The organism is Acidisoma sp. PAMC 29798 (assembly GCF_030252425.1).
GTDB classification, from domain to species: domain Bacteria; phylum Pseudomonadota; class Alphaproteobacteria; order Acetobacterales; family Acetobacteraceae; genus Acidisoma; species Acidisoma cladoniae.
Genome location: NZ_CP126995.1, coordinates 1 through 26,237 on the forward strand (window position 1 = coordinate 1; position 26,237 = coordinate 26,237).

The following is a 26,237-nucleotide window of genomic DNA, read 5'->3' on the forward strand; positions in this document are numbered from 1 at the left end:
TCCTGCACCGAGAACCAGGCAGGACCTAGTTAAGAGAAACTGAAAGCTGAAGGCCTACACGCCATTTCGGAGCCGCAGGACCCGCCAGGTATGATGGCAACGCAGTCTGGCGGAGAAACGCTGGCGGATGCTCAGCAAACGCCAGAACCCGCAGACGACATTGCGGAGGCAGATCCGAGCCGCCGCCTCTATCATGACGCTCTTGAGTGACTGATTCAGGCGATCGTAAGGCGTGGGTTGCGCCACCCTTGAACGCCATCCACGGTGATCCGCGGCCCATCCGCACCGAGCGCGAAGATGGCTGGGCGTTCGATTTCAAGAATCCAACCAGCAGGCAGCAGAGTGTCCATGATGCGGCCCTCGAGCTGGCGCGAATGGGTACCAACAAGAAGATAGGCGACCCTGTCATTCATGGCGGGCAAGCAGCCGGCAATGAAGTCTGCTTCCCCGCCCTGGATGTCGATATGCACCAAGTCAAAGCGTTCCCGCGCTCCCGCGAGTTCCCTGAGAGCAATCATCGGCAGTTCATCATAATTGCCGGAGGCCGCGGCTTCACGGCGCTGCTCCTCCGTCGCGCCGAATATCGGCTCTAGCCCCCAGCTCACGCCAGCCTGTCCCTGGCGAGGAAATAGCGCCATACCGTTCTCAGGCGCCGCGATGCCGCGACGAAGCGTGATCTGGTTCGGCGCGAAACCATTGGTGGCGCAAGCCTCGGTGGCAAACGCGATATGACCCGCGTCACCTTCGACACCAATGACATGTACGTCGAGACCGGCCCTGCGCGCCGCAACGCCGCTGTTGATCATCCAGCACCCCCAACCACAGCCGAGTTCAAGAACCGTAAAGGTGCCTCGCGCCAGATCGACCGCGCGCAGCGCGGCGCCCCATTCCGCAATGTCAGCGTGCCAGTTCGCAGGTATAGGGATGGCTTCCACCGTGCCTGCCTTACCATCGAGGATGGTGGGAAAGAATTTTGGGTCGATCAACACGCCGAGGAAGTTGGTAAGATGACCCTGTGCGGGCGGCAAGCCGGGCACGCTGTGGCGGCGCATGATCTCTAGTGGATCGAAACTCGCATTATAGTGGTAGAAAGGACTTTGCGGCAGATGGCTGTCGAGGTCGGCGGTCTGAGTGCTGCGCTCATCTCGCTCATCGAGGAGGCGAGCCAACTCGTCGCGTAGGATGCGCAGCTGGGGCGATGCGGTCGCGGCGGCGAGTGGAGCGTCCATGGCAAATATCCCCAATAAGTGGCTGCCGCGCGGAACAGTGCTCCCAGCTTATGTAGGAAGCGATCCGTTCGACCAACACAAATTCGAGACATGGGCTGTGGCGGCTAGGTCCAGTCCTCAGACGGACCAGCGCAATTTTGCCACGATATAACGAAATATGGTTATCATGGCTTCGTTTAGGTGCATGACTTACATGCTTATTTTCAAGATAATGACGAGTATGGCGGGTCTTTTAACTTTTGTCGCGCCAGTAGCGATGGCTCAAGTGTCGCCTGCAAGCGGCTCGATTCTTCCGGAATCGTATAAAGTCGTCTCCGATGGTATTGATGATGCCCCATCATGGAATCGGGCCATCAAGGTTGCATGCGCGACCGGACGCCCGATGCTCCTATCATCCAGAGTATATGAGTTCGACACACCGTTCCTGCAGGATAACTGCTACGCTAACATCATCGGAGCAGGATGGCAGGAACCGTCAGATGGTCGCCTGTCGCGGGGGACCATTATTCATGTCCGGTTCATCGGCCGGCCCGTCATGACACTGCAAGGGAATGCGGCTGCGGGCTCACTCTGGACAAAGTTTGCCTTATATGAAGACCAGCCGCCACCGTCGGTCGGCTGGACGCCGGCGAATTTCGGTGACGCCTTGTCGATCGACAATATCAATGGCGGTGTCGAGATAAGTCACATCATGTGCCTGAACTGCACGACCGGACTCCGAATTTTCAAAAGTGGTCGAACACAGATCGCCGACATTTACGGGCAATTCTTTCGCTACGCGGTAATTGCCGAGCGTAACTATGATAGCTCAACGATGGATCATATCCATGCTTGGCCTTACTGGTCCCAGGACAAGACCGTCATCGCCTATCAGGTGGAACACCTCGATACATTTATCCTTGGGCGAGAAGACGATCTGTTCGCGTCGGATTTGTTCACGTTCGGCGCACACTCCGCTCTAAAGTTGATCACAACGCACGGGAACACGCCTAACGCGCCAGGCGGTTCGGGAACAATCCTGCATATCTCGACGCTACGAGGCGATTTCACAAAATGGACTCTGTGGGATTCTGTCCAAAGCTCCTCCTTCACAGACGGCAGTATCCGCATCGACGAACTCGTCCATCAGGGGGAGGCCTGGCCTGCAACGGTTGTTGCCGTCATTTCCGGATCGTCAGCAATACGGATGGATGGAGCCGTCTCCCAGATCTCGATTGGGCTGCTCAAGGCGGATTTCCTCGACGAGTATCTGGTCGATAACGCCGATGCGCAGGGCGCCACAAATTTCGCGGTTGATCAGGGCTTTATTGATTTTTCACGGGGGCGCCCTCAACCCTATTATCTGAATTCTCCCCAACAGCCGTCAATACTGGCCTTTGGACTGCAGCCGCAGGTGTATTCTGGTGCAAAGAAGCCTCCTAGCCGCATCCCCTTTGGCAGTAAAGGTGCCGTAATCTGGCCAAATTGAGGCGCGCACTCACTTAAAGTTGTTCGCCGGAAGCAGTCAGATTGCTAAAGCCCTTGTAAAGCTTAAATATCCATTAATTCGATCTTGTCTGTGAGCCATTTTTACCATACACGGGCATGATTGCATGCGGAATTAGAGCTAAATCGTGCTGTTATATTGCGTTTATCTAATGAAGCCCGCGTGGCGTCAACGCATCGAACATCCCTCTAACATTGCCCACAGCGGCAGACAAACCGGGTGGTAAGGCAACATGACGGTGGGAAAACTAGAGATGTTTCGAAAGTCTGTGAGCGGACAATCGCTGCGAAGCAAGGGCGATGCCGCACGCGACGCGCGGGATTGGGCTGGCGCAGAGAAGGCCTATCGGGATTTTCTTTCCAGTAAGCCGGATGATGCGGCGATCTGGGTCCAATACGGCCATATTTTGAAGGAACAGGACAAGAGCAGCGATGCCGAGCGGGCTTACCGCAAGGCTGTCGCACTCCGGCCAGATGACGGTGATCCAAGTCTGCACCTCGCTCATCTTTTGAAGCGTATGGGACGGCTATCCGAAGCCACGGAAATGTTTGAGACATCCTTCAAGGCGTCTCCCACCGGTGATGCCTACGGCGAACTACTGGCACTCCGCGGCGAGAGAGTCGACCTCGATGAGGATGATTCGGATGAAACGCTCACGACATCGGCGACTTTCATCGAAATCGACGACCTTCTTGGCTATCTGGAAGCCCATAAGACACTCTCTGGTATTCAGCGTGTGCAGGTCGGCGTTATCCAGCATGTCTTGGCATCAGCGCGGCAGAACGAAAATTGCGTTTTCGTGCTGAACCCGATCAACGGAGATTCACTATGGATGCTCAAAAATGAGCATCTGCGCGAGCTGGTCGACTATGTCACAGGGCCTAATGTCGATCACGAGCAGCTGAGACGCATCGTCGCGCGCGCACGCAGTGGCGCCACGCTCATCTCACCGCAAGCGGGGCAATGCTATCTGGTTCTCGGCGCCTTTTGGGGATCCGGTGGTGTCGCTGGGCGCTATCTGCATCTCAAGAAGGTCGGCGTCCTTCTTGGGGTCTACATCTACGATCTTATTCCGATCACCCATTCAGAATATTGTGACGCGCGTCTGTCACATGAATTCGCCATGTCCTTCGGCGATGGCATGGCGATCTTTGACTTCGTTTTGACGATTTCAGATTACACGGCCCGGGAAGTCATTCGATATCGGGAAAAGTTCAACCTCCCTGCCATGCCGGTCATCACCGTGCCGCTTGCGCATTCACACTCCGACAATGTGACGCCTCGGAAGCGGATGGTCTGGGGTCCGCATATCGCCCAGCTTAAAGACCGTCCCTATGTCTTGATGGTTTCAACCATCGAGGCGAGAAAGAATCACGCCTATCTTGTCGCCGCCTGGAAGCAGTTCCTGGAGGAAGGTCTGGATCCGCCGGACCTGGTTTTTGTCGGGCGATTCGGCTGGCATGTCAGCAGCCTTATGGAAATGCTGGAGCTGACGCGAAACCTCGATGGCCGAGTGCATGTCCTGCACGATCTGTCGGATGCCGAGCTGCAAACGCTGTATGACGGGAGCCTGTTTACGGCCTTCACGAGCTTCGTTGAGGGGTGGGGCCTGCCCGTGGGTGAGAGTCTGGCTCAGGGCCGCCCCTGCGTTGCGTCATCGACCTCCTCGGTGCCTGAGGTCGGCGGCGACCTGGTTGATTACGTGGATCCGCATAATCTGCGCGATGGTCTCGAGGTTCTGCGCAAGATGGCCTTCAACGACGCTTATCGCGCGCAGCGAGAGCGCGACATTGCTGACCGTTTCGTGGCCCGCACGTGGCGCGATGTGGGCGTGGACCTTCTCGAAAAAGTCGGGAAGGTACGGACGACCGTCAAGACCAACCCGAGTGGCGAGATGTTCTTTGCGGCCGGATCGGTTTTCACGGTCTCGGACCTCGCTTTTGGCACAATTCTGCCGAAGGATTACGGACTTAGCCCGAAGCGACTCATGCTGACCGATTTCGGTTACACGATTGAGCCCCACGGGTGCTGGATGCGCGGCAATAAGGGTTCACTGAGGTTTCGCAGTGACCAGCCCGCCGGGACCGAGATTTCCGTCTATCTTCAGTTCTTATCGGCGCCCTGGGCGAACCACGATAACCTCTTGTCGATCGATATGGATAAGCCCGGCATTCGGCCTTCATCGAAGCGCGTGGACAACAAAAGGTCACTCGCGCCCAATTCAAGATTTTTGATGCGCTGCTCCGGCACCGTCGGGGAGAAGGGTTCTGTTTCCGTCAATGTCGTCGTCTCGGGGCACGTTCCCCTTGAACATGGTGGACCCGGCGCGCGTCGGTTCTGTGTCGGGCTCAGCGAATTTGGCTATACGGCAAGTGCCGACCTTGTTGCGCGTGTCGATATGTCGGAACATTTCATGTTCAACGCCATGGGGCGGTGATCGCCGCAGCCACTTCCAGACCGTTCCCCGGAACGGTCTGGAACCTTCTTTTGCTTTTGCCTCACGCGACCTCCTCAGTTAAGGACTTTCTATGCCGACCGCACTCGTTACGGGAATAACTGGTCAAGACGGCGCCTATCTTGCCGCCCTTCTTCTCGACAAGGGCTACCGCGTCGTGGGCCTTGCCCGTCGATCAGCCTCCGCCGATATGGTGTCCGAGCGTCTTCGCTGGCTCGGCATCCGCGATCGGATCGAGATCGTCGATGGCGATCTGCTTGATCTCGCCTCCCTGATCCGGATTATGAAAGCGGTGGAGCCCGACGAGGTCTATAACCTTGCCGCGCAAAGCTTCGTCGCAGCGTCTTGGCAGCAGCCGATCCTGACCGGCCAGGCAACCGGCATGGGCGTCGCCCATATGCTCGAAGCCGTGCGAATCGCACGGCCCGCCGCCCGCTTCTACCAGGCATCCTCCTCGGAAATGTATGGACTCATTCAAGAGAAGGTGCAGTCGGAGAAGACGCCCTTTTATCCACGTTCGCCATACGCGGTCGCCAAGCTTTACGGCCACTGGATGACGGTGAACTACCGCGAGAGTTTCGGCCTGCATGCCTCTTCGGGGATCCTCTTCAATCATGAGAGCCCGCTGCGCGGCATCGAGTTCGTGACCCGGAAAGTGACGGATGGCGTGGCGCGCATCAAGCTCGGGATGACCAATACGCTGTCGCTCGGAAATCTCGAGGCGACCCGTGATTGGGGCCATGCGCGGGACTACGTAAAAGCGATGTGGCTGATGCTACAGCAAGACACGCCGGACGATTATGTTGTCGCGACCGGCCGCACCACATCGATCCGCGATCTCTGCCGGATCGCATTTTCTCATGCCGGGCTGAACTACGAGGATCATGTCACGACCAGCGCCGCCTTGATTAGGCCGGCCGAGGTCGAGGTGCTGCTCGGCGATCCGGGCAAGGCGAAGCAGAAGCTCGGTTGGCAGGCCGAGACGACGCTTGAGCAGATGATCGCCGAAATGGTCGATGCCGATATCGTCCGCCATCAGGCGAGAGCCGGCGCCCCCGTCGCGCCCATCCCCGCGGGCGTTTCGGGCATTTAGCCAGTGCGCATCCTCGTCACTGGCTTGTCCGGCTTCGTCGGGGGTTACCTCCCCGACGCAGTCGCGCGGCAGTTGCCGGGTGCAACGGTCGTCGCTCTTGGCTGTGACATCACAGACCAGCGGGCGGTCGCGTCCGCTGTGGCATCGATCAAACCCGATCTCTGCCTTCATCTGGCAGCGATCGCCGCGATCGGCGTCGCCCGCGCGGATCCCGATAGGACATGGGCTGTCAATCTGCACGGGACCCTGTCGCTTGCACGCGCGATCATGGCGCATGTTCCATCATGCCCCTTCCTGTTCGTTTCTTCCGCGGATGCTTATGGGCTTTCGTTCCGCGCGGGGGTCCCTCTGGACGAAAACGCTCCTCTCGCGCCATTGAATACCTATGGCGCAACGAAAGCCGCAGCCGATCTCGCGCTTGGCGCCATGGCCGCGGATGGTCTGCACGCTATCCGGCTGCGGGCGTTCAACCACACGGGAGCGGGTCAAACTCCAGATTTTGCGATCCCTGCCTTTGCACGGCAGATCGCCCTGATCGAGGCTGGCGAGCAAGACCCCGTTGTCAAAACCGGAAATCTGACATCCCAGCGTGACTTTCTGGACGTACGAGATGTCGTGCAAGCCTATGCGCTCGCCTTGTCACGGGCACCAAGTCTTGCACCCGGCACGATCATCAACATCGCCTCAGGAACATCGCGTCGGATCGGTGATGTGCTTGACCAGATGATTGGACTCTCCGGTGTGAGCGCGCGTGTCGAAACAGAGAGCGCTCGCGCGCGGTCGACAGACATTCCCATCGCATTGGGTGATGCATCGGCTGCACACAGACTCCTGGATTGGACGCCGCGGATTGCGTGGGAGCAAACGCTCATGGACGTTTTGGCGGATTGGCGCATCCGCGTGAGACCATTAGCTGACTAGCAAACGCGTGCTCTGCTTGTTTGCCGCGGCAGGCCCCGGAATGCCGTTGCTGACGCCGAGTAGGATTTTCGGTCCGAAGACATCTATATGAAGCAAGCCGCCTTTACCTCTTACGGAAGACATAGCTCCTGACCGAATCTCCCCAGGCTCTTGCGCCGCTGTTCCGGGTTGGCGTCGATGGCTTTAACATGGCACTCAGCCGCGGCACCGGTGTCGCGACCTATGGTCGCACACTCACCCACTGCCTGCACGGCATGGGCCATCCCGTGGATGTCATCTATGGGATGAACATTTCAAAGCGCACCTCGTCCGCGTTGCGCGAAGTCATCTTCTTCGACAGCCTTGACCAGGAGCATATCCGCAAGCGGCCAATCCCACTCAGTTCGCGCTGGTGGGCTGACCGCCGCGCCGATTGGGGTGGTCATGAGGCGGTTGAAATAACAATCACCGGACGCGTTGAGGGCAGGGGGTTCGCCCATCGCATGCCCAGCTACGACCGCATCCTGAACGTGCCCGCCCTGTTCCGTGCGGCGCATCGCTATTACCGTCGCACGCGGCGTTTCATGACCATCCGGGTTCAGGATCCTCCGGCGATCATGCACTGGACCTATCCATTGCCGATTCGGCTGAAGGGCGCCCGCAATATCTATACCGTGCACGACCTCGTGCCGCTGCGGCTGCCCCATACGACGCTTGACGATAAGGGATTCCATTTCCGGCTGATTGCTGACCTCACGGCCCGGGCGGACGCCATCTGCACCGTCTCCGAGGCATCGCGCCGCGATATTCTTTCCTTTCATCCCGGCGCGGTCGCGAAGGTTTTCAATACCTACCAATCTTTCCAGCCGAGCGCCCTTGCCCTCGCGCGGCCCGAGGCTGCGATCGCCGCCGAGATTAGCGGATTGTTCGGTCTCCAAAGGGATGGCTATTTCCTGTTCTTCGGCTCTCTCGAACCCAAGAAGAACATCGGTCGGATGATCGAGGCCTTTCTCGCGACGGACACTGGTCGACCACTGGTGCTGGTGGGTGCGATGGCCTGGAAGTCTGAAGGGGAGCTTCGCTTCCTCAAGCGTGGCACCGACAGTGGCCAGATCGTGCATCTGGAATATTTGCCCGAACCCGTGCTGATGGGGCTGATCCGCGGCGCCCGCGCCGTTTTGTTCCCGTCGTTGACCGAGGGGTTCGGCCTGCCCGTTTTGGAAGCGCTGTCCTTAGGCACGCCCGTGCTCACGTCGCGCGAAGGGGCCTTGCCCGAGGTAGCGGGCGATGCCGCCGTCTACGTCGATGCATATGATACGGCCAGTATCGCCGCTGGAATCGCGCATCTGGACAAGAACGACGCCACCTGCGCGGCGCTGCGTGCGGCAGGTCCCCCTCAGGCGGAGCTCTTCAGCATCGCGGCCTATGAGGCGCGGCTAGGGCAGATGTATGCGCAGGTTCTTGGCGGCGGGACCGAGCCTTGAGGCGCATAGGTTCAGATTCTCGACATCTGCCCCGCCCATTGTTGTACCTATCAGTGCTGCCGGCTTGTTCAGCGAAAGTTTTCCCATGCCCCTGACGTCCAGGCCGTCTTCGCGAGATTCTCTCAAGAGAAGCCTCGCACTCGTGCTGCCATTGGTGCTGCTGGCCGGCTGCAACACCTTGCCCAATAGCGGCCCCGTCGAGGCTCAGATCCTCGACGCCGCGACAAAACCAGCGACCAATCCGCTCGGGTTCAAAATCGTGCAAGTCGATCCGCAGGTGGTCAATGTCCTTGCTACAGACATGCTGCCACTCATGTCCGCCATGGACACGGGCATGTCTGATCCTTCAGAAGGGGGCAGGATCGGACCCGGCGATCTTCTCTCGATCTCGGTCTTCGAAATCGGCAGCACCTTGTTCTCTGGCGGTGGGGGCGGCCCAGCCGCCACTGGAAGTACTGCGCCGACAGGCATGGGCGCTTCGACCTCGTCCAGCGTTACCACGGAAAATCTGCCGACCATGCAGGTGGGCAGCGACGGCACGATCTCCGTGCCCTATGTCGGCCGCCTGCACGCCGCCGGCCGCACGCCTGACCAGCTGGCACGGGCGATTCAGAGTGGCCTTGCGGGGAAATCCCAGAATCCGCAGGTTCTCGTCCGCATCACCACAGACATTGCCAATGCCGTCATCGTCTCCGGCGACATCAAGAAGCCTGGTCGCGAGCCCTTGACCCTCGCCCATGAGCGATTGCTCGATATGGTCGCGATTGCGGGGGGGCCGACCTACGCGCCGGAAGATACGGTCGTGCAGCTGACACGGGCCGGCGAAACACAGCACATTCCGCTCAAGACGCTTGAAGAACAGCCCGACCAGAACATTGCGCTGCGGCCTGACGACCGGATCCAAGTGCTGTATCAGCCGCGCAGCTTCACGGTGTTTGGCGCAACGAGCAAGGTGTCTGAGACGTCATTCAATGCGCCGACCCTCAGCTTGGCGGAGGCGCTTGCCCGGATCGGTGGGCCACTGGATGACCGCGCCGATCCCAACGCGGTCTTTCTGTTCCGCTTCGAGAATCCAGAGATTGCGACGCGGCTGGGCTTGCCAGTCAGGCCCGGCGTGGCAGCCGCCCCTGTGGTCTATCAACTCGATATGATGAACCCGACGAGCTATTTCCTCGCGCAACAATTCGAGATGAAGAACAAGGACCTCGTCTACATCGCCAACGCGAAGACCAACGGTCTCTATAAGTTCATCAATCTGATCAGCCTGATCGCCAGCCCGGCCATTACAGCCGCCTATCTGGCGAAGAACTGATTGCTGTTCCAATCCCTCTGCGCCGCAGCGCAGGGGGCCTACAGCGCTTCGTAGATCTCGACCGCTTCAACGACGTTGCCGCACATACGGAACTGGCTGTTATGGATCACTGCGCCGCTGTCGCAGGTCTCACGAATGAATCCCATGTCGTGTGAGACGATGATCAAGGCGCGATCGGCGCGCTTGACGAAGAGCTCGTCCTGGCAACGCTGGAAGAAGCGCGCATCTCCAACCATGATGACCTCATCGATCAGGTAACATTCGAATTCGATGGCAATCGAAAGTGCGAAGGCGAGGCGCGCGCGCATGCCAGAGGAATAGGTCTTCACCGGTTCGCTCAGCTGAGACCCGAGCTCGGCGAAATCATCCACGTAAGTCCGGGTGGCGGCATAGTCGAGGTTATAGATGCGGCAGATAAACCGCAGATTGTCGAGGCCGCTCAGACTGCCTTGAAAGGCGCCACTGAAGGCAAGCGGCCAGGACACGGACATCGTGCGCACAACTTCGCCAGCAGTCGGCGTTTCGACGCCGCCGAGGATCTTGATGAGCGTTGATTTACCGGCGCCGTTACGGCCAAGGATACCGAGCTTCTGGCCCCGCTCGACACTGAAATTGACATGATCAAGCACGCGGCGAACGCCGTGGCCGCCGCGATACTCCTTGGTAATATCGATACAGCCTATCATCCGTGAACTATTGAATGATAAGGTGGCGACGAATGCGCAGCGTCATCGATAGGCCGATCAACAAGAGCAATCCTGCCATCCAGGTATCGTACCAGAGGTCGTAATGCACATGCACGGCGGTGCCGAACCATCCGCCGCGTATCATTTCGATATTGCTGACGCTCGGCGACCACAACAACAGCCAGCGGTAATTCTGCGGCAGCCAATCCACCATGGAAAACGCACCCGTGAAGGGTAGCGCGACGTAAGACACGACCTGCACCGTCTTTTCGACCAGCTCTGACAATTCGCTGAGCGAAGCCACGAGAAGCGCGGTCACCAGACAGAACAGCATCTGGTAGACTAGGCCGAGATAGAGCAGGCCGTAATCGGCAGGCGGTTTGAGGAAGCCGAGCAGGATCGCGCCGACACAGACGATGATACCGGCGGCGATTGTGCCCATGAGTTCCAGGACAACCCGCGACAGGATGATGTCGAGCGGTGTGACCTGTCGATGAAACAGGAGGCTGCCATTCGCTTCGAAGGCTTTGACCGCCCGCATCAGGCAATGGCGCCACATGGTCAGCGGCACATAGCCGGTGATGACGATGGCGGTGACAGGCAGGCCGTGGTCATGGGGCGGCCTGATCGCCGTCCAAACGACCGCAACGGCCGCACAGAACAGGATCGGCTCTGCGATAATCCAGAGGAAGCCGAGATTCTCCCGCCCGTAGCGCGTATGCAATTCACGTAGGATCAAAGCCCCGATAACGCAACCCTGAACCCGACAGACCTCAACCAGAGATGGCTTTCTGATCGTCGCCGTAGAAACTTGGCTCACTTGACCGCTCAAACGATGCGGTGCTCGCGGGCGCCGCTGATGATCAGTTTTGCCAGAAGGAAAAGGCCAAGCAGGCTCGCGAAGACCACGGCGACCGAGCTGAGCGCCTTGGGATAGGCGGGGTAGTCGGGCAAGTTCGGCGGCACGATCTCGTCGATATAGAGCTGCTGCCGATCGGCCTGAGCCTTGGCGGCTTCCAGTGAAGCCATCGCACTCGCCAGAAGCTTTTCACCCAGATCCTGTTGCAGCGTGAGATCGTCATAAGCGGTGATCTTCGGCACCAGAGACGTGTCCGAGCCGGTGATGGCCGTGTTAGAATTGGCGATCTGCGCCTGAAGCGCCGTGACGCGGCGCTGGTAAACCGGTATCAGCGGACTATCCGGTGCGGATGCGCGCAGCTGGGCAATTTGAATACGCGTCGTCACCAGCATCGATTGCAGGTCGCTGATGTCGCGCAACATCGGCACCGACTGCTTCATGGGGTCGAGCATCGCCTGTTGATTGCGATAGGTGGCGAGCTGGGCGCCGAGATCGCGCAGATGCGCCTCCGCATCGGCAACTTCCTTTTGCGAGCTGCTGATGGTGTTCTGGCGCTGCCGCGCATTCATCCTGTTGACCAGATCCTCGGATGCGGTGAGGAGGGCGGCCGCAATGCGCTGCGAGTCCTCGGGCTGGAAGGTGATGACCTTCAGTGTCGAAATGCCGGTCGTCGAATCAAGATCGGCGATAACGTGTTTGTCATAATATTTGTAGAAGCTCTCGAAGCTGCGGCCTGAGAATGGATTTGGGAAGCGGGCGATGGCATCCGCCCCCGGCCGATTAAAAACAGCTTCGATCTGCTGTGCGTTCATCATGTCGCGGGCGGCAGCCCGGGACATAACGTAATCCTGGACGGCATAGGTATCTTCGCTCGCGCTGACACCGCCGGCCGTTTGCAGCAGGCTGGACAGCATGCCAGGCGCCGCGCTGCTTTGTCCCCGCACGACGAACTGCGTCTCGGAGACATATTGGGGTGAGGCGATGGCGAAGAAATACGCCGACACAACGGCCGTTGGTACAAGCACCATAAGACAGAAAGGAAGCCATCGCGCCAAGAGCGAAGGTCGCCGGGTGATTGGCCGTGTGCCATCCGGGCGTTTGAAGAGATCCGCTACTCCGGCGCCGGTGCTGAGATCAAGTCCGTCCATAATGGGATCCTTGCCCTATTGGGGCCTTCAAATCAACTGTAAACCAATATTGAGTGTTTTGATTGTAACCCAACGTGTCGTTGCACATCCAATACTGAGCCAGGCGCGACGGGAACCGGGACGGCACGGTCGTCACTTGGCCGTGTGACCAGCCGCGCCTGCGTTTCGTCTTCTCTGCCAAGCACATCGAAGAGGATAGACGAGCGAACCGCGTCTGGCGGTGATCACAACGGCTCAAGAAAAGCGCCTTCACGATCAGGCTGCACAGTCGAGGATGGCATGATGCAGCTCGGCCGGCGTCAGATCCGCCTGCCGCGATGTCGTCACCGATCCGCCGGCGTCAAAGCGCATCAGAACATAGGGCGTGTGGCGATCTCCGCCCGGTTCCACGACACCCGGAATCGACGGACGATGATCGCCGAAGAAGGCGAGAACAGCGGAACGGCCTGACGCAGAGAGCATCATGATGAGATCTTCCAGCAAGGCATCGCTATGGCGCAGATGGCTGAGATAGCCTTCGAATCCGCCCGATGAAATTCCCATCCGGCCGCGCTGCCACGGCCCATGATTTTCCATCGTGACCGCGTAGATAAAAGTTTTTCCTGTCGATAAGGTAACGATCTCGCGGACGGCCGCGCCCACGGCGGCATCGCTGACATAGGGGCCGGTGGCGGTCGCGGATGGTGCGCAGGCCTCACTTCCCACCATCCGCCCGAACCCGATCGCCGGCATGAGGTTGTCACGCGCATAGAAGCGCAGGTCATGCGGGTGGAGGAAAACACAGCCATAGCCGCGGCCGCTCAGCTTCGCAGACAAGGCGTGGGACGCGTCTCGCCTGGCGGTCAAAAAAGGGTCGTACCGCCGAAAGCCCAAGGCCGGCTCACCCTGCCCGAACAACACGCCATATTCGGTGCGCATGGTGTAGGCGCCGAAACCGCTGACCATGAGGCGTCCACGTTGCCAGGCAGCGGTCCGCGCGCGCGCGAGACTTGGCAAGGTTTGCGCATCTTCGCGCAGCGTCGTCGGGTCGGTGAAGGATTCGCATTGAACGACGATGACAAGGTCGGCTGAAAGGTTCTGCGGCAAGGGAGCGGCAATCATTGGTCGGCGCTCGCGCCGCCATCTGAAGGCGTAGACCAGAAGTGTCAAACGCAGCCCGTGCCGCCTGAAATCTGTCACGACATTAGGCCGCCGCATCAACCGAGGCGACAGGATAGGTATCGCCAGCAATGGCGCCGCCGTTACCATCAAAGCGAGACCCAGAAGATGAGGGCTCATCCGTGTGGTCGAACCGCAAGCGATCGTCACCGCAAGCGCCACGACCCCGCCAAGGGCCAGGACGCGAACAGCGGGCGGAACCGGCGCCAGATAAAACCCAGGATAGCGGACAAATGCCCCCAGAACCGCGAGATCGGAGAACAGCAATGGCTCCCCCAACGCGCGGTTCTTGAGATTGGATCCAATGGTGAGCGCTGCGGATAACGCGATCGTGATGGCGCATGCGATCAACGGATTTCCCGTCGCGAAGAGCCCCGCTCCGACGATGACAAGGGTCACCAGCAGCCGCCAGTGCAAGCTTTCCGGTGCCCGCCCGCCGCGACGCCGTGGCACGGCCGAGCCATCCAGGATCTCAGCCGCGGCAAGGGTTATTGCGATATACGATAAAGTAATGATTGAGCAGATCACGATGTTTGTATCGGCAACTTTTGTACTCGGAAAGTTCGAAAGACGCCGTCCATCACGTAATTGTGGCGTTAGCAAGATTTCTTGAAGGTTAATCGGGATATGGAACTACATTTTATATAGGTTGCGTTAACTCTAATAGAAGACATAGTTAAGTTTCAGTTCAGTATGGGGGCATCTTGCACGTCGTTCGCGATCAAGAACCTGCGTTCCCAATGATCCGCCCGGTAACGTCGAATGAATTTTCACGTTTTCCGGATCAATACCGTATCACAATGGCTTTGTTGCGCGCGCCACCTTTCGCAGCCTCAGCGTCTTCTATCTCTAGACTCGTTCCGGTATCGGAAAATACTGTCGAGAGTGATGATGAGCGCCTTATTGGCCGCGCGCTTCTGAAGCGGAGGGTCGGCGGGCGTTTCTGGGATCCGCGCCCCACGCCGCGGCTGCGTAGTGTGTCCTTGATCGTGCCGTCAGGCCCGCCGAGCGCGGCGCGCGACCTGTGGCGGCGCGTCTGCGAAGGTGCGTCGGCCGCGAACCTCCTTCTCGTCTTGCCCCGGCTGACGGATGGATTCGCGGCGCTCGCGGCAGAGGTCACGCAAACCGGCGGCATGGTGGTAGGCGCCGCCGATCCGCATGCATTGCTGGACGAGGCCCGCGACATCCATGTCACGGCGATGAGCGACCTTGGTCTGCTTGGTCTATTTGCCGGCCTGCCGGTGTGGTGGCATGGCGTGGACAGCCCGTCACCCACGATGATCCCGCACCACGAGGCGGCGAAGGCCGCCGTCTGGCTGGTGCGCGGCACGGCCTATACCGATCCCTTTACCAATTTGCCGACAAGTGCCTCTGACACCATCGCGCTGCTCGCCGATTGGCGGCGCATGATCACACGCAACCGCGAGGTCGCGGTATGCGCCGGCATGTCGCTTTGGAAGCGACGCCGCATCGCCCAGTTCTTTACAACCGGTGCCGATGCACCACCCTTCCGCAGGCGGACAGCCGAGATTCTCCGGACAGCGCGATCGAGACACGGCGCCGTCGCCGTCTGGTCGACGCGCATCCCCGAGACATTGGTCGCGACGGCGGAGACGGCGGGCGTCGCGCTGCATCGGGTCGAGGATGGCTTTATCCGCTCGCTTGGCCTCGGCAGCGATCTTTTGCCGCCAGCCTCCATTATCGTCGATCGCCAAGGGATCTACTTCGATCCCTCCCGGCCAAGCGACCTCGAAACGCTCCTTGCGACCACGACCTTCGACGAGGCGTTGCGGGCGCGGGCAAAGAACCTGATCGACCTCGTTATCCGCCACGGCATCTCGAAATACGCTGCGGGAGGAGACGCCGTGGCAATCCACGCGCAGGCCGGGCAGCGCGTCATCCTGGTGCCTGGACAGGTCGCAGACGACCTCTCGGTGCGTTTGGGCGGCGGCTTGGTGCGGGGCAACGCTGACCTTTTGGCGCGCGTCCGCGCCGCCAATCCCGAGGCCTTCATCGTCTATCGCCCCCATCCGGACGTCGAGGCCGGACATCGACCGGGCGCCATCCCTGACCCTGTCGCTACCGGCCTTGCCGATCAGGTGAGCCGCGGTGGCGCCATGGCGCCGCTGATCGTCGCCGTGGACGAGGTGCATACCCTCACGTCTCTCGCCGGCTTCGAGGCTTTGCTTCGCGGTCGCAGGGTCGTGACCTACGGTCAGCCCTTCTACGCGAGCTGGGGTCTGACCCAAGACCACGCCCCGGTCACGCGGAGGCAGCGGCGTCTGACGGTCGAGGAACTCGCGGCGGCGACGCTGATCCTCTACCCACGCTATGTCGATCCTCGCACGGGCCTGCTTTGCGGCCCCGAAACGCTGATCGCGCGCCTGGCGGATGCGGCCTTGTGGCGGCCATCTCGTCTCATGCGCTTGCGCCAGTTGCAGGGGCGGCTCAAGCGATTCCGGCGCGTGAGCGTTTCGCCATGAACGCGATATCACCACCCGAACGGGCCGACATGCCTGTGGAAGGCCGGCGTCAGGTCTTGTTGCTGCAGAGCCTGATGGGACCGTTCTTCCGACGGATCGGCCAGGCCTTGTTGCGCGACGGCTACGGCGTCCACAAGGTGAACTTCAACGGCGGCGACCAGCTCTTCTGGCGTCTTCCGGGGGCCATTAACTACACCGGTCGGCCATCGGATTGGCCGGATGCCTTGGCGCGCATCATCGCGGCGCGGGGCATCACAGATGTGCTGCTGTTCGGCGATTGCCGCCCCCTGCACAGTGCCGCCATCGCCGTCTGCCGTAACCTGCATATCGCCGTGCATGTCTTCGAGGAGGGCTATATTCGGCCCGATTGGGTGACGCTCGAACTGGACGGCGTGAACGGCCATTCCTCGCTGCCGCGCGACCCGAACTATTACCGGGACCGCGCGGCTCAGCTACCGCCCGCGCCCGAGCATCAGTCCGTCCCCTCCTCCTTCCGCCGCAGGGCTTTGGAGAGCATCGCTTACAACGCCGCCGACCTGCTGACCCGGTGGCGATATCCCCACTGGGACAATCATCGGCCCTGGCACCCGCTGATAGAAGGGGTCGGCTGGCTCAAGCGTCTGTCGGATCGCAAGGCCGCCGCCGCGCGCACGGCAGCGCTGCTGGCAAGGCTTGAAGCATCGCCTGAGCCCTATATGCTGTTCCCGCTGCAGCTGGATGCCGATGCGCAGGTGCGGCTGCATTCCTCCCTTGACGGCGTGGCAGATGCCATCCGCCAGGTGGTCGCCTCCTTCGCCGCGCATGCGCCGGCCCAGCTGCGGCTGATCGTCAAGGAACATCCGCTCGACAACGGCGTGACGGACTGGCGCGCTCTGACGGCCGAAGCGGCAGGGGCCGCGGGTGTCGCGGCGCGTGTCGATTACATGGAGAGCGGTGATGTCGCCGTCATCGTCCGCGCTGCGCGCGGGTTGATCACCATCAACAGCACCACCGGCACTCTCGCTCTCGCCTGCGGCGTACCCGTGATCACTCTTGGGCATGCCGTCTACGGTCTGCGTGACATCACCTTTCAAGGCACGCTCGACGAATTCTGGTCGAACCCCGGGCTGCCCGATGCGGCGACCTTCGCGGCGTTCAGACGCGTGCTGATTGACCGCTGCCTCGTCCCCGGTGGGTTCTTTTCGGAACCGGCGCTCGAAAAGCTGGTCAACAGCGCCATCGCACGGCTGGAAGCCCATTCCCCGCGCCATTTTGCCGCCACCTCCCGCGCCTGCAGAGATCGCACGGCGACCTCCTCGGCCTACGAACCCCTCGCGCTCGGTCACGGCCTGGAAAGTGCGCGCGGATGAACGCATCGCCTGGCCGCATCTACACCATGCCGCGGGTGATGCTCGACATTTCGCGTCTGCTCTCGCGGGCAGCCGAAGCAGTGCCGACCGGCATCGATCGCGTTGAACTGGCCTATGCCGAATACCTTATCGGCCAGGTGCCGGATGCTACGGAATTCGTGGCGTTGCATCCGCTCGGCCGCTTCGGCACGCTTCCCTTCGAAGCGGCGGCGCGGTTCATCGGTCTCCTCTCCACGCGTTGGGCCGGTGCCGGCGGTGATGGTGGCTATGCGACACGTGCCGGGCGCTGGCTGCTTCATGGCATGATGCTTCCCGGGGCGGAGCGCCGCTACGAAGCCAAATCCGTCCCGGAGCGTAACGCTGCCTATCTGCTGCTGTCGCATCATCATCTGACACGGCCGGCGATCATCTCCGAGACCCTGGTACGCCGCCGTGTCGGCGCTTTTGTTCCCATGGTTCACGACCTGATCCCGAGCGATTATCCGGAATATGCCCGGCCCCGGGAGCCCGCGAAGCACTTGCTCCGTATCGAGACCGTCGCCCGTTATGCGGACGGCGTTCTGGTGCCGACTGAAACCGTCAGACAATCCCTGATCCCGCATTTCGAGATCGCAGGTCGCCCCTACGTGCCGATCCGTGTTGTGTCGCACGGCGTGCACCTACGCCCGCCTTTGCTGGGTCCACACGCCCCCGCCCATCCGTATTTCGTCTGTCTCGGCACGATCGAGCCGCGCAAGAATCACCTTCTCCTTCTCAATCTCTGGCGGCGTTTGGTGGAGAAGCACGGCACCCGCGCGCCGAAGCTGATCCTGATCGGTAAACGCGGCTGGGAGAACGAGAACGTCATCGACATGATCGAGCGCTGTCCGGCGCTCCAAGGCGTGGTGGAGGAGCACAATCAGCTTCCCGACGATGAAGTCACGCGCTTACTCACGGGCGCGCGCGCCTTGCTGTTTCCGTCCTTTGCCGAAGGATACGGTTTGCCCCTGGCGGAGGCTCTGGCCCTCGGTGCACCGGTGATTTGTTCAGACATCGCAGTCTTCCGGGAGGTCGGCGGTGATGTTCCGGTCTACCTCGATCCGCTGGACGGCCTCGGCTGGCTTCACATGGTGGAGGCTTTCGCGGGGCCGGGGGCGGCGGCGCGAGAAAGCCAGCGCGCTCGTCTTGCGAGCCGGCCTGAGCCGAGTTGGCGCGACAGTGTCAGGGAAGGCCTTGCGTTCATCGCCGAGTTAGCCCAGGGCGCGGAACCCATGGCGTCGCCGGACAGAACCATGAGATCATCAACCGTGAGACCAGGCTGAGACCAAACACGGAGAGCTACACAGTTACGCGCGTGAGGCTGCCGACGGTTTCGTACAGGGTCCGGAGCCGCTTGGCATAGGCGTCGAGGGAAAAAACCTTGCCGCGCTGCAGGCCCGCCGCCCTGAGTTGGTGCGGCAAATCAGCCTCACGATCGAGGGCCGCGATACCATTCGCCATGTCGCGAACACTGAGAGGATCGATCAGCAGTGCAGCGCCGCCAGCAATCTCCTCCGTGGCGCCCCCCCGCGATGTCATGACTGGTGTGCCGAGCGCCATCGCTTCCAAGATCGGCAGACCAAACCCTTCCGCGAGGGAGGGAAATAGCACGGCGTGCGCCTCCGCTATGGCGCGAATGAGAGCTGGTCGGTTGGACCAGACAATGCGCTGCACCGCGGTACGGCCAAGAGGATGGCGGGTCGCCGGGGCCAGTTCGGCCGCTGCTCCATCCCCGTCTGGACCCAGAATGACAAGCGGTCTCGTCACGCCGCTCTCCGCATGGGCTTGGATGAGACGGCCAATGTTCTTGCGCCTCTCCACGGTGCCGAAGACCAGGAAACTGCCCGGCGGACACAGCGGCGTCACCGTCCGCGCATCCCGAAGCAGGGCTGCCGGCAGATCGATGGCCTGGGATAGGTTGACGACGCGCTCAGGCGCTGTGCCGAATTCTGCGATCACCTCGTGGCGAACGGTTTCCGAAACCGTCACGACGACTGCCGCTTGAGCGATCACCGCAGCCAGCAACCGCCGCATCCGCACCGAGGCGATGCCCGTCAGTTCCGGCTGGCGGAGAGGAATCAGGTCATGGATCGTCACCACATTGGGCACGCCCCGCAGATGGAGCGGCAGCGGATAGGTCCAATGCATGATCGCGGGTAGCGCATGGCCGTGAAGCCGGAGTGGCAGCGGTCGCCGATAGAGGTTGAAATGTACCTGCGCAACACGGAAGAGATCGGGCGATACTAAATCGCTTCCGCAGGAATAAAGCCGTCGCGTCGGCTGAGCCGCGCGTAACAGTCGCGTGACTTTCGTGGATGTGCCGGTCGCAGTGACGACGTCGGTGCGGACTCCTTCGCGCTGACAGGCCTGCAAGAGGACGGTCGCATAGGTCGCGACGCCGGTGCCCTCAGCGGTGCCGAGGTTGCGGCCGTCGATCGCTATTCTCAAAAGCGAGATTTGGTTTTCAGCGCCGTGCTGAAAATCCTGTCCCACAAGATCGCGGTGATGGCGTAGTTAGCGGGCAGACCAGCGTGATGATGCCGCAAATGGTGTCGCTTCACCCGCGCCAGAAGCCGGCCGCGCATCGGGAACTGATGACAGGCGTAATGCGTTGCGTCGTAGATGACGTAGCCGAGGATGAAACCAAGATACAGTCCCGACCCCGCGACGCCGAACGCGACATGAAAGAGCAGCCAGAACAGCGCTGCCAGCACCAGGCTCACGCTGAGGGGCATAATGTTTCGATAGGGGTCGGCGGGATCTATATGGTGGTTCTCATGCGCCAGGAAGATGATGCGCTTGCCAAACGTGGAACGGGCATTGTAATGAAATAGAAAGCGGTGAGCGAGATATTCGAACAGCGTCCACAGCGCCAGGCCGGCCAGAACAAGGCCGACCGCTGCTAGCAACCGCACAGGGCTCAGGCACGTCGCGCGTGTGGCCGCGACCAATAGCCCTAGCCAGACTACGGCGAAGACCAGCGGGGGCATCAGGGTCAACCGCTCGAGCGCGGAGTTCTGGAATAGACGAACACGTGTGCGTCTTGCAGAAGGGATCATGGTGCACGCAGTCCTCGATCCAAAACAGCAACGCGCCGGGACGCCACCATACGCCTTCCCATCCTATTCTCGACTGCGTGTCGTGATCACGAAGCCGTTAGTCGCCGACTGCGATCGCCGTAAGAACCGGTTCATGCGCCGTCCGTATCCCGCTGATCGTGCCCGCGACGATCTCAAGAGCCTGATCGATCTCTGCGTGGCTATGCTGGGTGGAGAGAAAGAAGCGTAGGCGCGGCTGGTCACGGGGCACGCCAACCTGGACAATGGGTGGGCAATAAAAGCCATCCGCCAAAAGCGCATTCGCGCTGGCGACCGTTTCCATATTGTCGCGAAAGAAGACCGGCACGACGCCGTGTCCTGTGGCGGGACCTAGATCGAGCCCAAATTCCCGCGCAGTCATCACGAAATGCCGAGAATTGTCGTGTAACGCCTCAACCCGCCACGGCTCTATCCGCACGATATCGATGGCCGTCCTGACCCCTGCGGCGAGCGGGGGTGACATGCCGACGCTGAAGACGAAGCCCGGCAAGGTATAATGCAGCCAGTCGAGCACCGGTTTGGCTGCTGCTACGAAACCGCCGCAGGCACCAAAGGCTTTCGACAAGGTTCCGATGATCAGGTCGATCTCATACGGATTGACAGCCCAATGCTCGCAGAGACCTCTGCCCGTGGCACCCAGGACACCAATAGAATGGGCCTCATCGACCAGCAGCCAAGCATCATGCCGCTGCTTGATCTCGAGCAGCCGGGGAAGGTCGGGTATGTCACCATCCATACTGTAAAGACCCTCGACCACGATCAGGCAGCGACCGTATTGGGGTCGCGCCTCCGTCAGAATGCGTTCAAGATCGTTCAGGTCATTGTGCTTGAAGATATGGGTCGTCGCCCGCGAGCCCACGGAACCGGCGACGATGCTGTTGTGGGACAACTCATCGATCAGAAGAAGATCCCGCGCCCCAAGCAGGTGACCGATCACCGTGAGGTTCGTCAGATAGCCGCTGACGAGGCAAAGAGTGCCCTCAGTGCCGATAAAATCAGCAAGCTCCGCCTCAAGCGCCGCGTGAAAATCCCGCTCGCCGCCAATCAGCCGCGACGCTGAAACCCCCACGCCCTGTGTGAGTGCTGCCTCGCTCGCGGCTGCGCGAATACGAGAATCGGTGCTCAAGCCCAGATAATCGTAGTTGCCAAAGCTAACAGGACGATGACCGTCGTGCTGCGGCAGTTGATCGACCGAACCCATAAAATGCTTGACCTGGCCAAGGACTTCTCGGCCAGCGAAACGAAAACGGCGATCGGCGTAGTCGACTAGATTCATCGAGTTCATCTCATATAATGATCACACGGTCCCAACTGCGATTATGCAATCACGGAAGATCGTGTTGCTGGACGCGAAGCCGCCCGAGGACGAAGCGGCGGACGGGCAGCGGTAGGAGTCTGTCGGCAATCCTCAGCAGCGTAAAAACCCACGGCAGTACGAGATGCCCTTGATTTTGCGATGCAGCAAGAGAAATACGCTCTGCTGCGGCTTCGGGAGACAGAATCCACGGTTTCTTGCTTACAAGTCGCCGACTCATCGGGGTGTCAATGAACCCTGGCGAAACCAGAGTAACGCCGACGTTGAACGGCTGCATGCCGTGGCGCAGAGCCTGCGCGAATCGTAGTAGCCCGGCCTTGGAGCCGCAGTAGGCTGGTGCGAAGGGGAGAGCGTGAAACGCCGCGACCGAGCCGATGAGGACCACTTGGCCGCCTTTTCGGGCAGACATACGCTCGGCCAAAACTGTTGCCATCACGGTCGCTGCGACGAAGTTCACCAAGCCCAGCGCCATGGCCTGTTCCGGTCGCTCTGTGACTTCATCTGGTTTACGCATATCCCCTAGCCCTGCGGCTAAGATGGCGGTAGCGATCGGCGTCCGGCTGTCATCGTCTCTCAATGCCGCGAGGACGGCGACAGAATCTGTGAGGTCAATCACGCGGGTGAGAACATCGCGCCTCGAACAGGCTTGGCATTGTGCAGCAACTGCTGCTAGTCGCTCGCCATTCCGGGCCCAAAGCAGTAGCAAATGGTCTTGGCGTGCATAATGCATGGCTAGTGCGGCGCCGAGACCACTCGAGGCTCCCGTCACCAGAATGGCACCATAGGGTTTTACGGCGATCTTCCTGCCCCACACCATTCGTGCCAATCAAGTACTAGGTATGCTCGCGCTCGCGTGCGGCGACAAGGGTTGCGGTGCCACAGCTCGCCAAGGATGGAAAATGATTCCGCTCGCACAAAAGTTCGGTTTCCCAGTCTGATGGGTGTTCATGTAACGCCGGCCGAGACTAAACGAGATCGCAATGAGTTCTTGTCTCTGCCGCGGAAGATCTATACCGATATGCCCGGCTTTGTGGCGCCGCTCGATCTGGAACGACGGAGTATGCTGGATCCAAAGGCAGCCGCGTTCTTCCACCATGGCCGCGCCTGCTACTTCCTGGCACGTCAAAACGGGCGTCTGGTGGGCCGAATCTCTGCCCAGGTCGATCCCTTAGCCGTGACACAATGGGGAGCGCCGATTGGGCTTTTCGGCGCTCTCGATGCGGTTGATGACGAAGAGGTGATCGGGGCGCTTTTCTCGGCGGCCTGCGCCTGGCTGCAGGGTGAGGGCATGACGCACGCGCGGGGCCCCTATCTGCTTTCTGCGAATGGCGAGTCAGGCTTGATGATTTCCGGACAGACGGAACGCCCGATGATCATGATGCCATGGCATCCGCCGTATCTCGCCCGCCATATCGAAGCGCTCGGTTGGACGAAGGCGATGGACCTCCTCACCTATGAGGTCGCGGTTGGCAACAGCCTTGAAGCAGCGCATCCGGTGCCCACAATGCGGCTCAATTCCGATGGTATGGGGCACCTGACCGTGCGTCAGATGCGGCCGCGGCACATTGCTGAGGATGGCGAGATCCTCCGCACTTTGTACAACGATGCCTGGAGCGACAACTGGGGTTTCGTGCCGCTTACGACGCATGAGATGACATCAATGATCAAAGAAATGAAGCCGATCTTGCGTCCTGACTATTATGTATTGGTTGAGCGTGACGGTGTGCCTGTGGCTGTCGCCCTTTTAGTGCCCAACCTCTTCGATCTGATGGCGGATTTGGGTGGTGCGCCGTCTCCGATCGGCTGGGTGAAATTAGTCTGGCGACTCCTCAACAAACGATTCCGGTCGGGGCGCGTCATTCTATTGGGTATCAGTGCCACCGTGCGCCACACAACGCTCGGGGCCATGTTGCCGTCTCTTATCATCAAGGAACTGATGCACCGCGCTCCTTCTATGACGATCAAGACCGCTGAACTAGGCTGGATACTCGAAACTAATTCTAGCATGCGCCGCATCATCGAAAAATTTGCGTCCGAGCCCAACAAGCGTTACCGGCTCTATGAAAAAGAACTTTGATTCAATGGCTGCGAGGCTTCAGGCGATGTTCCAGTTGAGTATGTGTCAGCCCGGTATTGTCACGTTAATGCATGGAGCTCAGGTTTGGGATGAGGACAGAGATGCGGGAGCGTTCATCCCGCGTTTCGCGCGTTGTTGTCCGGACTGAAATGGCCAAGTGAGAATGAGCAAGATCAATGCTCTAGGTCGCCGAGAGGGAACCAAAAAGCATCGAAAATCCGGCCTTTAACGGAAATCGTCCTAATCCAGCCTTTAGCGGGCCTGGCGCACATTCTGTGACGCATGACTTGGTTTTGGTTCTTGGCTTGGATTGAGCGGGATAGTGTCCTGTATGAGCAAATCCCTGGTTATGACACCGCTGGCTGGTCTTGACGTCCGGGAGGCTATCCGCACCAACGCGGGTTGGATGATAGCATCTGCGGGGCCGGAGGGCGGCCCCTGTCCATCGTGCGGAATTGCTTCCAATGCCCGCCATGGTTCCTACCGCCGGTCACTGCAGGATCTACCTGTCCAAGGATCACCGGTGATGATCAAGCTGACGGTGACCAGGCTCAAGTGCCTGAACCGGTTGTGCTCTCGGCGGACGTTCGCGGGCTCGATGCCCGAAGTCACCGGTCCTCGGGCGCGCCGTACATCGAGGGTGAGCGAGATCGTCCGCCTGTTGGGTCACAATGCGGGTGGGCGTCCTTCCGGGCGATTGCTCGCATGCTTTGGTATGGCCGTCAGTGGTGACACGGTTCTGCGGCATCTCAAGCGGCATTCCCCGCAGCCGGATAGTGGCGCCTTGCGCGTGGTCGGTATCGATGACTGGTCGTGGCGCAAGGGCCAGAGCTACGGCACCATCATGGTCGATCTCGAACGTCGGACCGTGGTGGACGTGCTTGCTGACCGGTCGTCGTCGAGTGTCGCCGCGTGGTTCAGCGCACGCCCTTCCATCGAGGTCATCAGTCGTGATCGCCAGGGGCTGTATGCCGAAGGCGCACGGGTTGGTGCCCCGCAGGCTCGTCAGGTCGCCGATCGCTTCCATCTGGTCCAGAACCTACGCGAGATGATCGAGAAGCAACTCGGCCGCCTGGAACGCCCGCTGCGCGCGCAAGGCTCGGCCGCCATCGAAGACGAGGACACGAGGGCGGGCTTGCATCGCCTCCGGCAGGTCAGCTTCGAACAGGTCCGGCTGCTGTATGATGCCGGCAAGACGGCCACGGCGATCACCGAGGAACTCGGTCTCAGCCGCAAGCGCGTCGACAAGTGGATACGCCTGCAAGCGCTGCCTGAACGCAACGCCATGGCGCCGACGCCAAGATCGCCGGCATACTACCAGGGCCACCTGTCCCGCCGATGGGCCGAAGGATGCACTGTAGTCCGTCGCCTCTTCACCTAAATCCAGCGCCTCGGCTTCACGGGTTGCTACACGCATCTTTCACAGTTCGTATCGTCGTGGCGGCGGAAGACAGAGGGCACGCCAGGCAATATCGCGTCGCACCCAACAGGCCTTCTCGCCCGGGACCCTGCGACAGGACGGCAAATGTCGCCACAGATCGCCGCCAGTCTGTGCATCAAGCCGAGGGCGCAGCTGACACCACGCCAGGCAGTCGCTGTCGATGCGCTGAAGGCATCGTCCACCGACTTCTCCATGATGCGGGCATTTGCGATGCGCTTCCGCGGCATCCTCCGAGGTCGGGATGGCAGCAAGCTGGATTCCTGGTTGGACGAAGCATACCACTCCGGTATCTACGCCTTGCAGCGCTTTGCACGAACGTTGCAAGGTGATCTCGACGCAGTTCGCAATGCGGTTATCGAGCCGTGGAGCAACGGGCAGACCGAGGGTCAGATCAGCCGACTGAAAACAATGAAGCGCGCCATGTATGGCCGCGCCGGCATCACGCTCCTACGCGCCCGTATGCTTCCGCTTCAAACCATCAACTAGCACAGAATGTGCGCCAGGCCCCCTTTAGCGGAAACTAACACCCGCCTACTTGCACCATCAAGTGCTTGCACCGACGACGCCTGAAGGACAGCAGCGAGATGCCGTGCGACTGACTCCGACGACGATGTATCCAACCAACGAGATAAGCTATGGGCTATAG

19 protein-coding genes and 1 pseudogene are annotated in these 26,237 nt (G+C 60.4%); 11 read left to right on the forward strand and 9 right to left on the reverse strand.

Annotated elements, in window-relative coordinates; translation table 11 throughout:
* Nucleotides 1–215: 215 nt before the first annotated feature.
* Complete coding sequence (locus tag QP803_RS21820; RefSeq protein WP_284948085.1) at nt 216–1,229, reverse strand: class I SAM-dependent methyltransferase; 1,014 nt, start codon at nt 1,227–1,229, stop codon at nt 216–218.
* Between the two features lie 184 nt (nt 1,230–1,413).
* On the opposite strand from QP803_RS21820, the gene QP803_RS21825 reads away from it, so the two are divergent.
* The 6 genes from QP803_RS21825 to QP803_RS21850 all read left to right on the forward strand — a co-directional run bounded on the left by QP803_RS21825 (nt 1,414) and on the right by QP803_RS21850 (nt 9,959).
* Nucleotides 1,414–2,697, forward strand: a complete 1,284-nt coding sequence (locus QP803_RS21825; RefSeq protein ID WP_284948086.1) for a hypothetical protein — start codon at nt 1,414–1,416, stop codon at nt 2,695–2,697.
* Between the two features lie 286 nt (nt 2,698–2,983).
* Complete coding sequence (locus QP803_RS21830; RefSeq protein ID WP_284948087.1) at nt 2,984–5,152, forward strand: glycosyltransferase family 4 protein; 2,169 nt, start codon at nt 2,984–2,986, stop codon at nt 5,150–5,152.
* A 91-nt stretch (nt 5,153–5,243) separates the two neighbouring features.
* Nucleotides 5,244–6,263 (forward strand): GDP-mannose 4,6-dehydratase, encoded by a 1,020-nt coding sequence (locus QP803_RS21835; protein ID WP_284948088.1) that lies wholly within the window; start codon nt 5,244–5,246, stop codon nt 6,261–6,263.
* A gap of 3 nt (nt 6,264–6,266) precedes the next feature.
* The gene (locus QP803_RS21840) at nt 6,267–7,184 is read left to right on the forward strand and encodes a GDP-mannose 4,6-dehydratase (protein ID WP_284948089.1); all 918 of its coding nucleotides are present in this window, start codon (nt 6,267–6,269) and stop codon (nt 7,182–7,184) included.
* 188 nt (nt 7,185–7,372) lie between these two features.
* Complete coding sequence (locus QP803_RS21845) at nt 7,373–8,647, forward strand: glycosyltransferase family 4 protein (RefSeq protein WP_284948090.1); 1,275 nt, start codon at nt 7,373–7,375, stop codon at nt 8,645–8,647.
* Nucleotides 8,648–8,789: 142 nt separating this feature from the next.
* Nucleotides 8,790–9,959: a polysaccharide biosynthesis/export family protein gene (locus QP803_RS21850; RefSeq protein WP_284948091.1), complete on the forward strand. Its 1,170-nt coding sequence runs from the start codon at nt 8,790–8,792 to the stop codon at nt 9,957–9,959.
* Between the two features lie 38 nt (nt 9,960–9,997).
* Here the strand turns inward: QP803_RS21850 and QP803_RS21855 are convergent, their stop codons facing one another.
* From QP803_RS21855 to QP803_RS21870, 4 genes are all read right to left on the reverse strand, one after another.
* Nucleotides 9,998–10,645, reverse strand: coding sequence for an ABC transporter ATP-binding protein (locus QP803_RS21855; protein ID WP_284948092.1), 648 nt, complete (start codon nt 10,643–10,645; stop codon nt 9,998–10,000).
* Between the two features lie 7 nt (nt 10,646–10,652).
* Nucleotides 10,653–11,465: an ABC transporter permease gene (locus QP803_RS21860; RefSeq protein WP_284948093.1), complete on the reverse strand. Its 813-nt coding sequence runs from the start codon at nt 11,463–11,465 to the stop codon at nt 10,653–10,655.
* Between the two features lie 8 nt (nt 11,466–11,473).
* Entirely contained in the window at nt 11,474–12,652 is a 1,179-nt protein-coding gene (locus tag QP803_RS21865) for a KpsE/RkpR family capsule polysaccharide export protein (protein WP_284948094.1), read from the reverse strand.
* A gap of 255 nt (nt 12,653–12,907) precedes the next feature.
* On the reverse strand, nt 12,908–14,263 hold the full coding sequence (locus QP803_RS21870; protein WP_284948095.1) for an LTA synthase family protein: 1,356 nt from the start codon (nt 14,261–14,263) through the stop codon (nt 12,908–12,910).
* Nucleotides 14,264–14,787: 524 nt separating this feature from the next.
* Here QP803_RS21870 and QP803_RS21875 point away from each other — a divergent pair.
* Genes QP803_RS21875 through QP803_RS21885 form a run of 3 tightly spaced genes read left to right on the forward strand, consistent with a single transcriptional unit; the run spans nt 14,788 to nt 18,943 of the window.
* Nucleotides 14,788–16,293, forward strand: coding sequence for a capsular polysaccharide export protein, LipB/KpsS family (locus tag QP803_RS21875; protein WP_284948096.1), 1,506 nt, complete (start codon nt 14,788–14,790; stop codon nt 16,291–16,293).
* Nucleotides 16,290–17,642: a capsule polysaccharide biogenesis protein gene (locus tag QP803_RS21880; RefSeq protein WP_284948097.1), complete on the forward strand. Its 1,353-nt coding sequence runs from the start codon at nt 16,290–16,292 to the stop codon at nt 17,640–17,642. Before QP803_RS21875 ends, QP803_RS21880 begins: the two co-directional genes overlap by 4 nt.
* Nucleotides 17,639–18,943: a glycosyltransferase family 4 protein gene (locus QP803_RS21885; protein WP_284948098.1), complete on the forward strand. Its 1,305-nt coding sequence runs from the start codon at nt 17,639–17,641 to the stop codon at nt 18,941–18,943. The genes QP803_RS21880 and QP803_RS21885 overlap by 4 nt, the downstream gene beginning before the upstream one ends.
* A 16-nt stretch (nt 18,944–18,959) precedes the next feature.
* Here the strand turns inward: QP803_RS21885 and QP803_RS21890 are convergent, their stop codons facing one another.
* The 4 genes from QP803_RS21890 to QP803_RS21905 all read right to left on the reverse strand — a co-directional run bounded on the left by QP803_RS21890 (nt 18,960) and on the right by QP803_RS21905 (nt 22,890).
* On the reverse strand, nt 18,960–20,108 hold the full coding sequence (locus QP803_RS21890; RefSeq protein ID WP_284948099.1) for a glycosyltransferase family 4 protein: 1,149 nt from the start codon (nt 20,106–20,108) through the stop codon (nt 18,960–18,962).
* Nucleotides 20,105–20,650 carry a sterol desaturase family protein gene (locus QP803_RS21895; RefSeq protein WP_284948100.1) on the reverse strand — a complete coding sequence of 182 codons (546 nt, stop codon included), beginning with the start codon at nt 20,648–20,650 and terminating at the stop codon, nt 20,105–20,107. Before QP803_RS21895 ends, QP803_RS21890 begins: the two co-directional genes overlap by 4 nt.
* A 166-nt stretch (nt 20,651–20,816) precedes the next feature.
* Nucleotides 20,817–22,034 (reverse strand): aminotransferase class I/II-fold pyridoxal phosphate-dependent enzyme, encoded by a 1,218-nt coding sequence (locus QP803_RS21900; protein ID WP_284948101.1) that lies wholly within the window; start codon nt 22,032–22,034, stop codon nt 20,817–20,819.
* 49 nt (nt 22,035–22,083) lie between these two features.
* Nucleotides 22,084–22,890 carry an SDR family NAD(P)-dependent oxidoreductase gene (locus QP803_RS21905; RefSeq protein WP_284948102.1) on the reverse strand — a complete coding sequence of 269 codons (807 nt, stop codon included), beginning with the start codon at nt 22,888–22,890 and terminating at the stop codon, nt 22,084–22,086.
* Nucleotides 22,891–22,965: 75 nt separating this feature from the next.
* Between QP803_RS21905 and QP803_RS21910 the strand changes: the two genes are divergently transcribed.
* Together QP803_RS21910 and QP803_RS21915 are read left to right on the forward strand one after the other, a co-directional pair.
* Entirely contained in the window at nt 22,966–24,150 is a 1,185-nt protein-coding gene (locus tag QP803_RS21910) for a hypothetical protein (protein ID WP_350356113.1), read from the forward strand.
* Between the two features lie 331 nt (nt 24,151–24,481).
* Nucleotides 24,482–26,077: pseudogene (locus tag QP803_RS21915) on the forward strand (ISL3 family transposase).
* Nucleotides 26,078–26,237 lie beyond the last annotated feature (160 nt).

What these genes read in the sequence shown, in the direction of transcription:
- QP803_RS21820 (WP_284948085.1), bottom strand. Translation starts at nt 1,229, where the DNA reads ATGGACGCTCCACTCGCCGCCGCGACCGCATCGCCCCAGCTGCGCATC.
- QP803_RS21825 (WP_284948086.1), top strand. Translation starts at nt 1,414, where the DNA reads ATGACTTACATGCTTATTTTCAAGATAATGACGAGTATGGCGGGTCTT.
- QP803_RS21835 (WP_284948088.1), top strand. Translation starts at nt 5,244, where the DNA reads ATGCCGACCGCACTCGTTACGGGAATAACTGGTCAAGACGGCGCCTAT.
- QP803_RS21845 (WP_284948090.1), top strand. Translation starts at nt 7,373, where the DNA reads ATGGCACTCAGCCGCGGCACCGGTGTCGCGACCTATGGTCGCACACTC.
- QP803_RS21855 (WP_284948092.1), bottom strand. Translation starts at nt 10,645, where the DNA reads ATGATAGGCTGTATCGATATTACCAAGGAGTATCGCGGCGGCCACGGC.
- QP803_RS21865 (WP_284948094.1), bottom strand. Translation starts at nt 12,652, where the DNA reads ATGGACGGACTTGATCTCAGCACCGGCGCCGGAGTAGCGGATCTCTTC.
- QP803_RS21880 (WP_284948097.1), top strand. Translation starts at nt 16,290, where the DNA reads ATGAACGCGATATCACCACCCGAACGGGCCGACATGCCTGTGGAAGGC.
- QP803_RS21885 (WP_284948098.1), top strand. Translation starts at nt 17,639, where the DNA reads ATGAACGCATCGCCTGGCCGCATCTACACCATGCCGCGGGTGATGCTC.
- QP803_RS21895 (WP_284948100.1), bottom strand. Translation starts at nt 20,650, where the DNA reads ATGCCCCCGCTGGTCTTCGCCGTAGTCTGGCTAGGGCTATTGGTCGCG.
- QP803_RS21900 (WP_284948101.1), bottom strand. Translation starts at nt 22,034, where the DNA reads ATGAATCTAGTCGACTACGCCGATCGCCGTTTTCGTTTCGCTGGCCGA.
- QP803_RS21905 (WP_284948102.1), bottom strand. Translation starts at nt 22,890, where the DNA reads ATGGTGTGGGGCAGGAAGATCGCCGTAAAACCCTATGGTGCCATTCTG.
- QP803_RS21910 (WP_350356113.1), top strand. Translation starts at nt 22,966, where the DNA reads ATGGAAAATGATTCCGCTCGCACAAAAGTTCGGTTTCCCAGTCTGATG.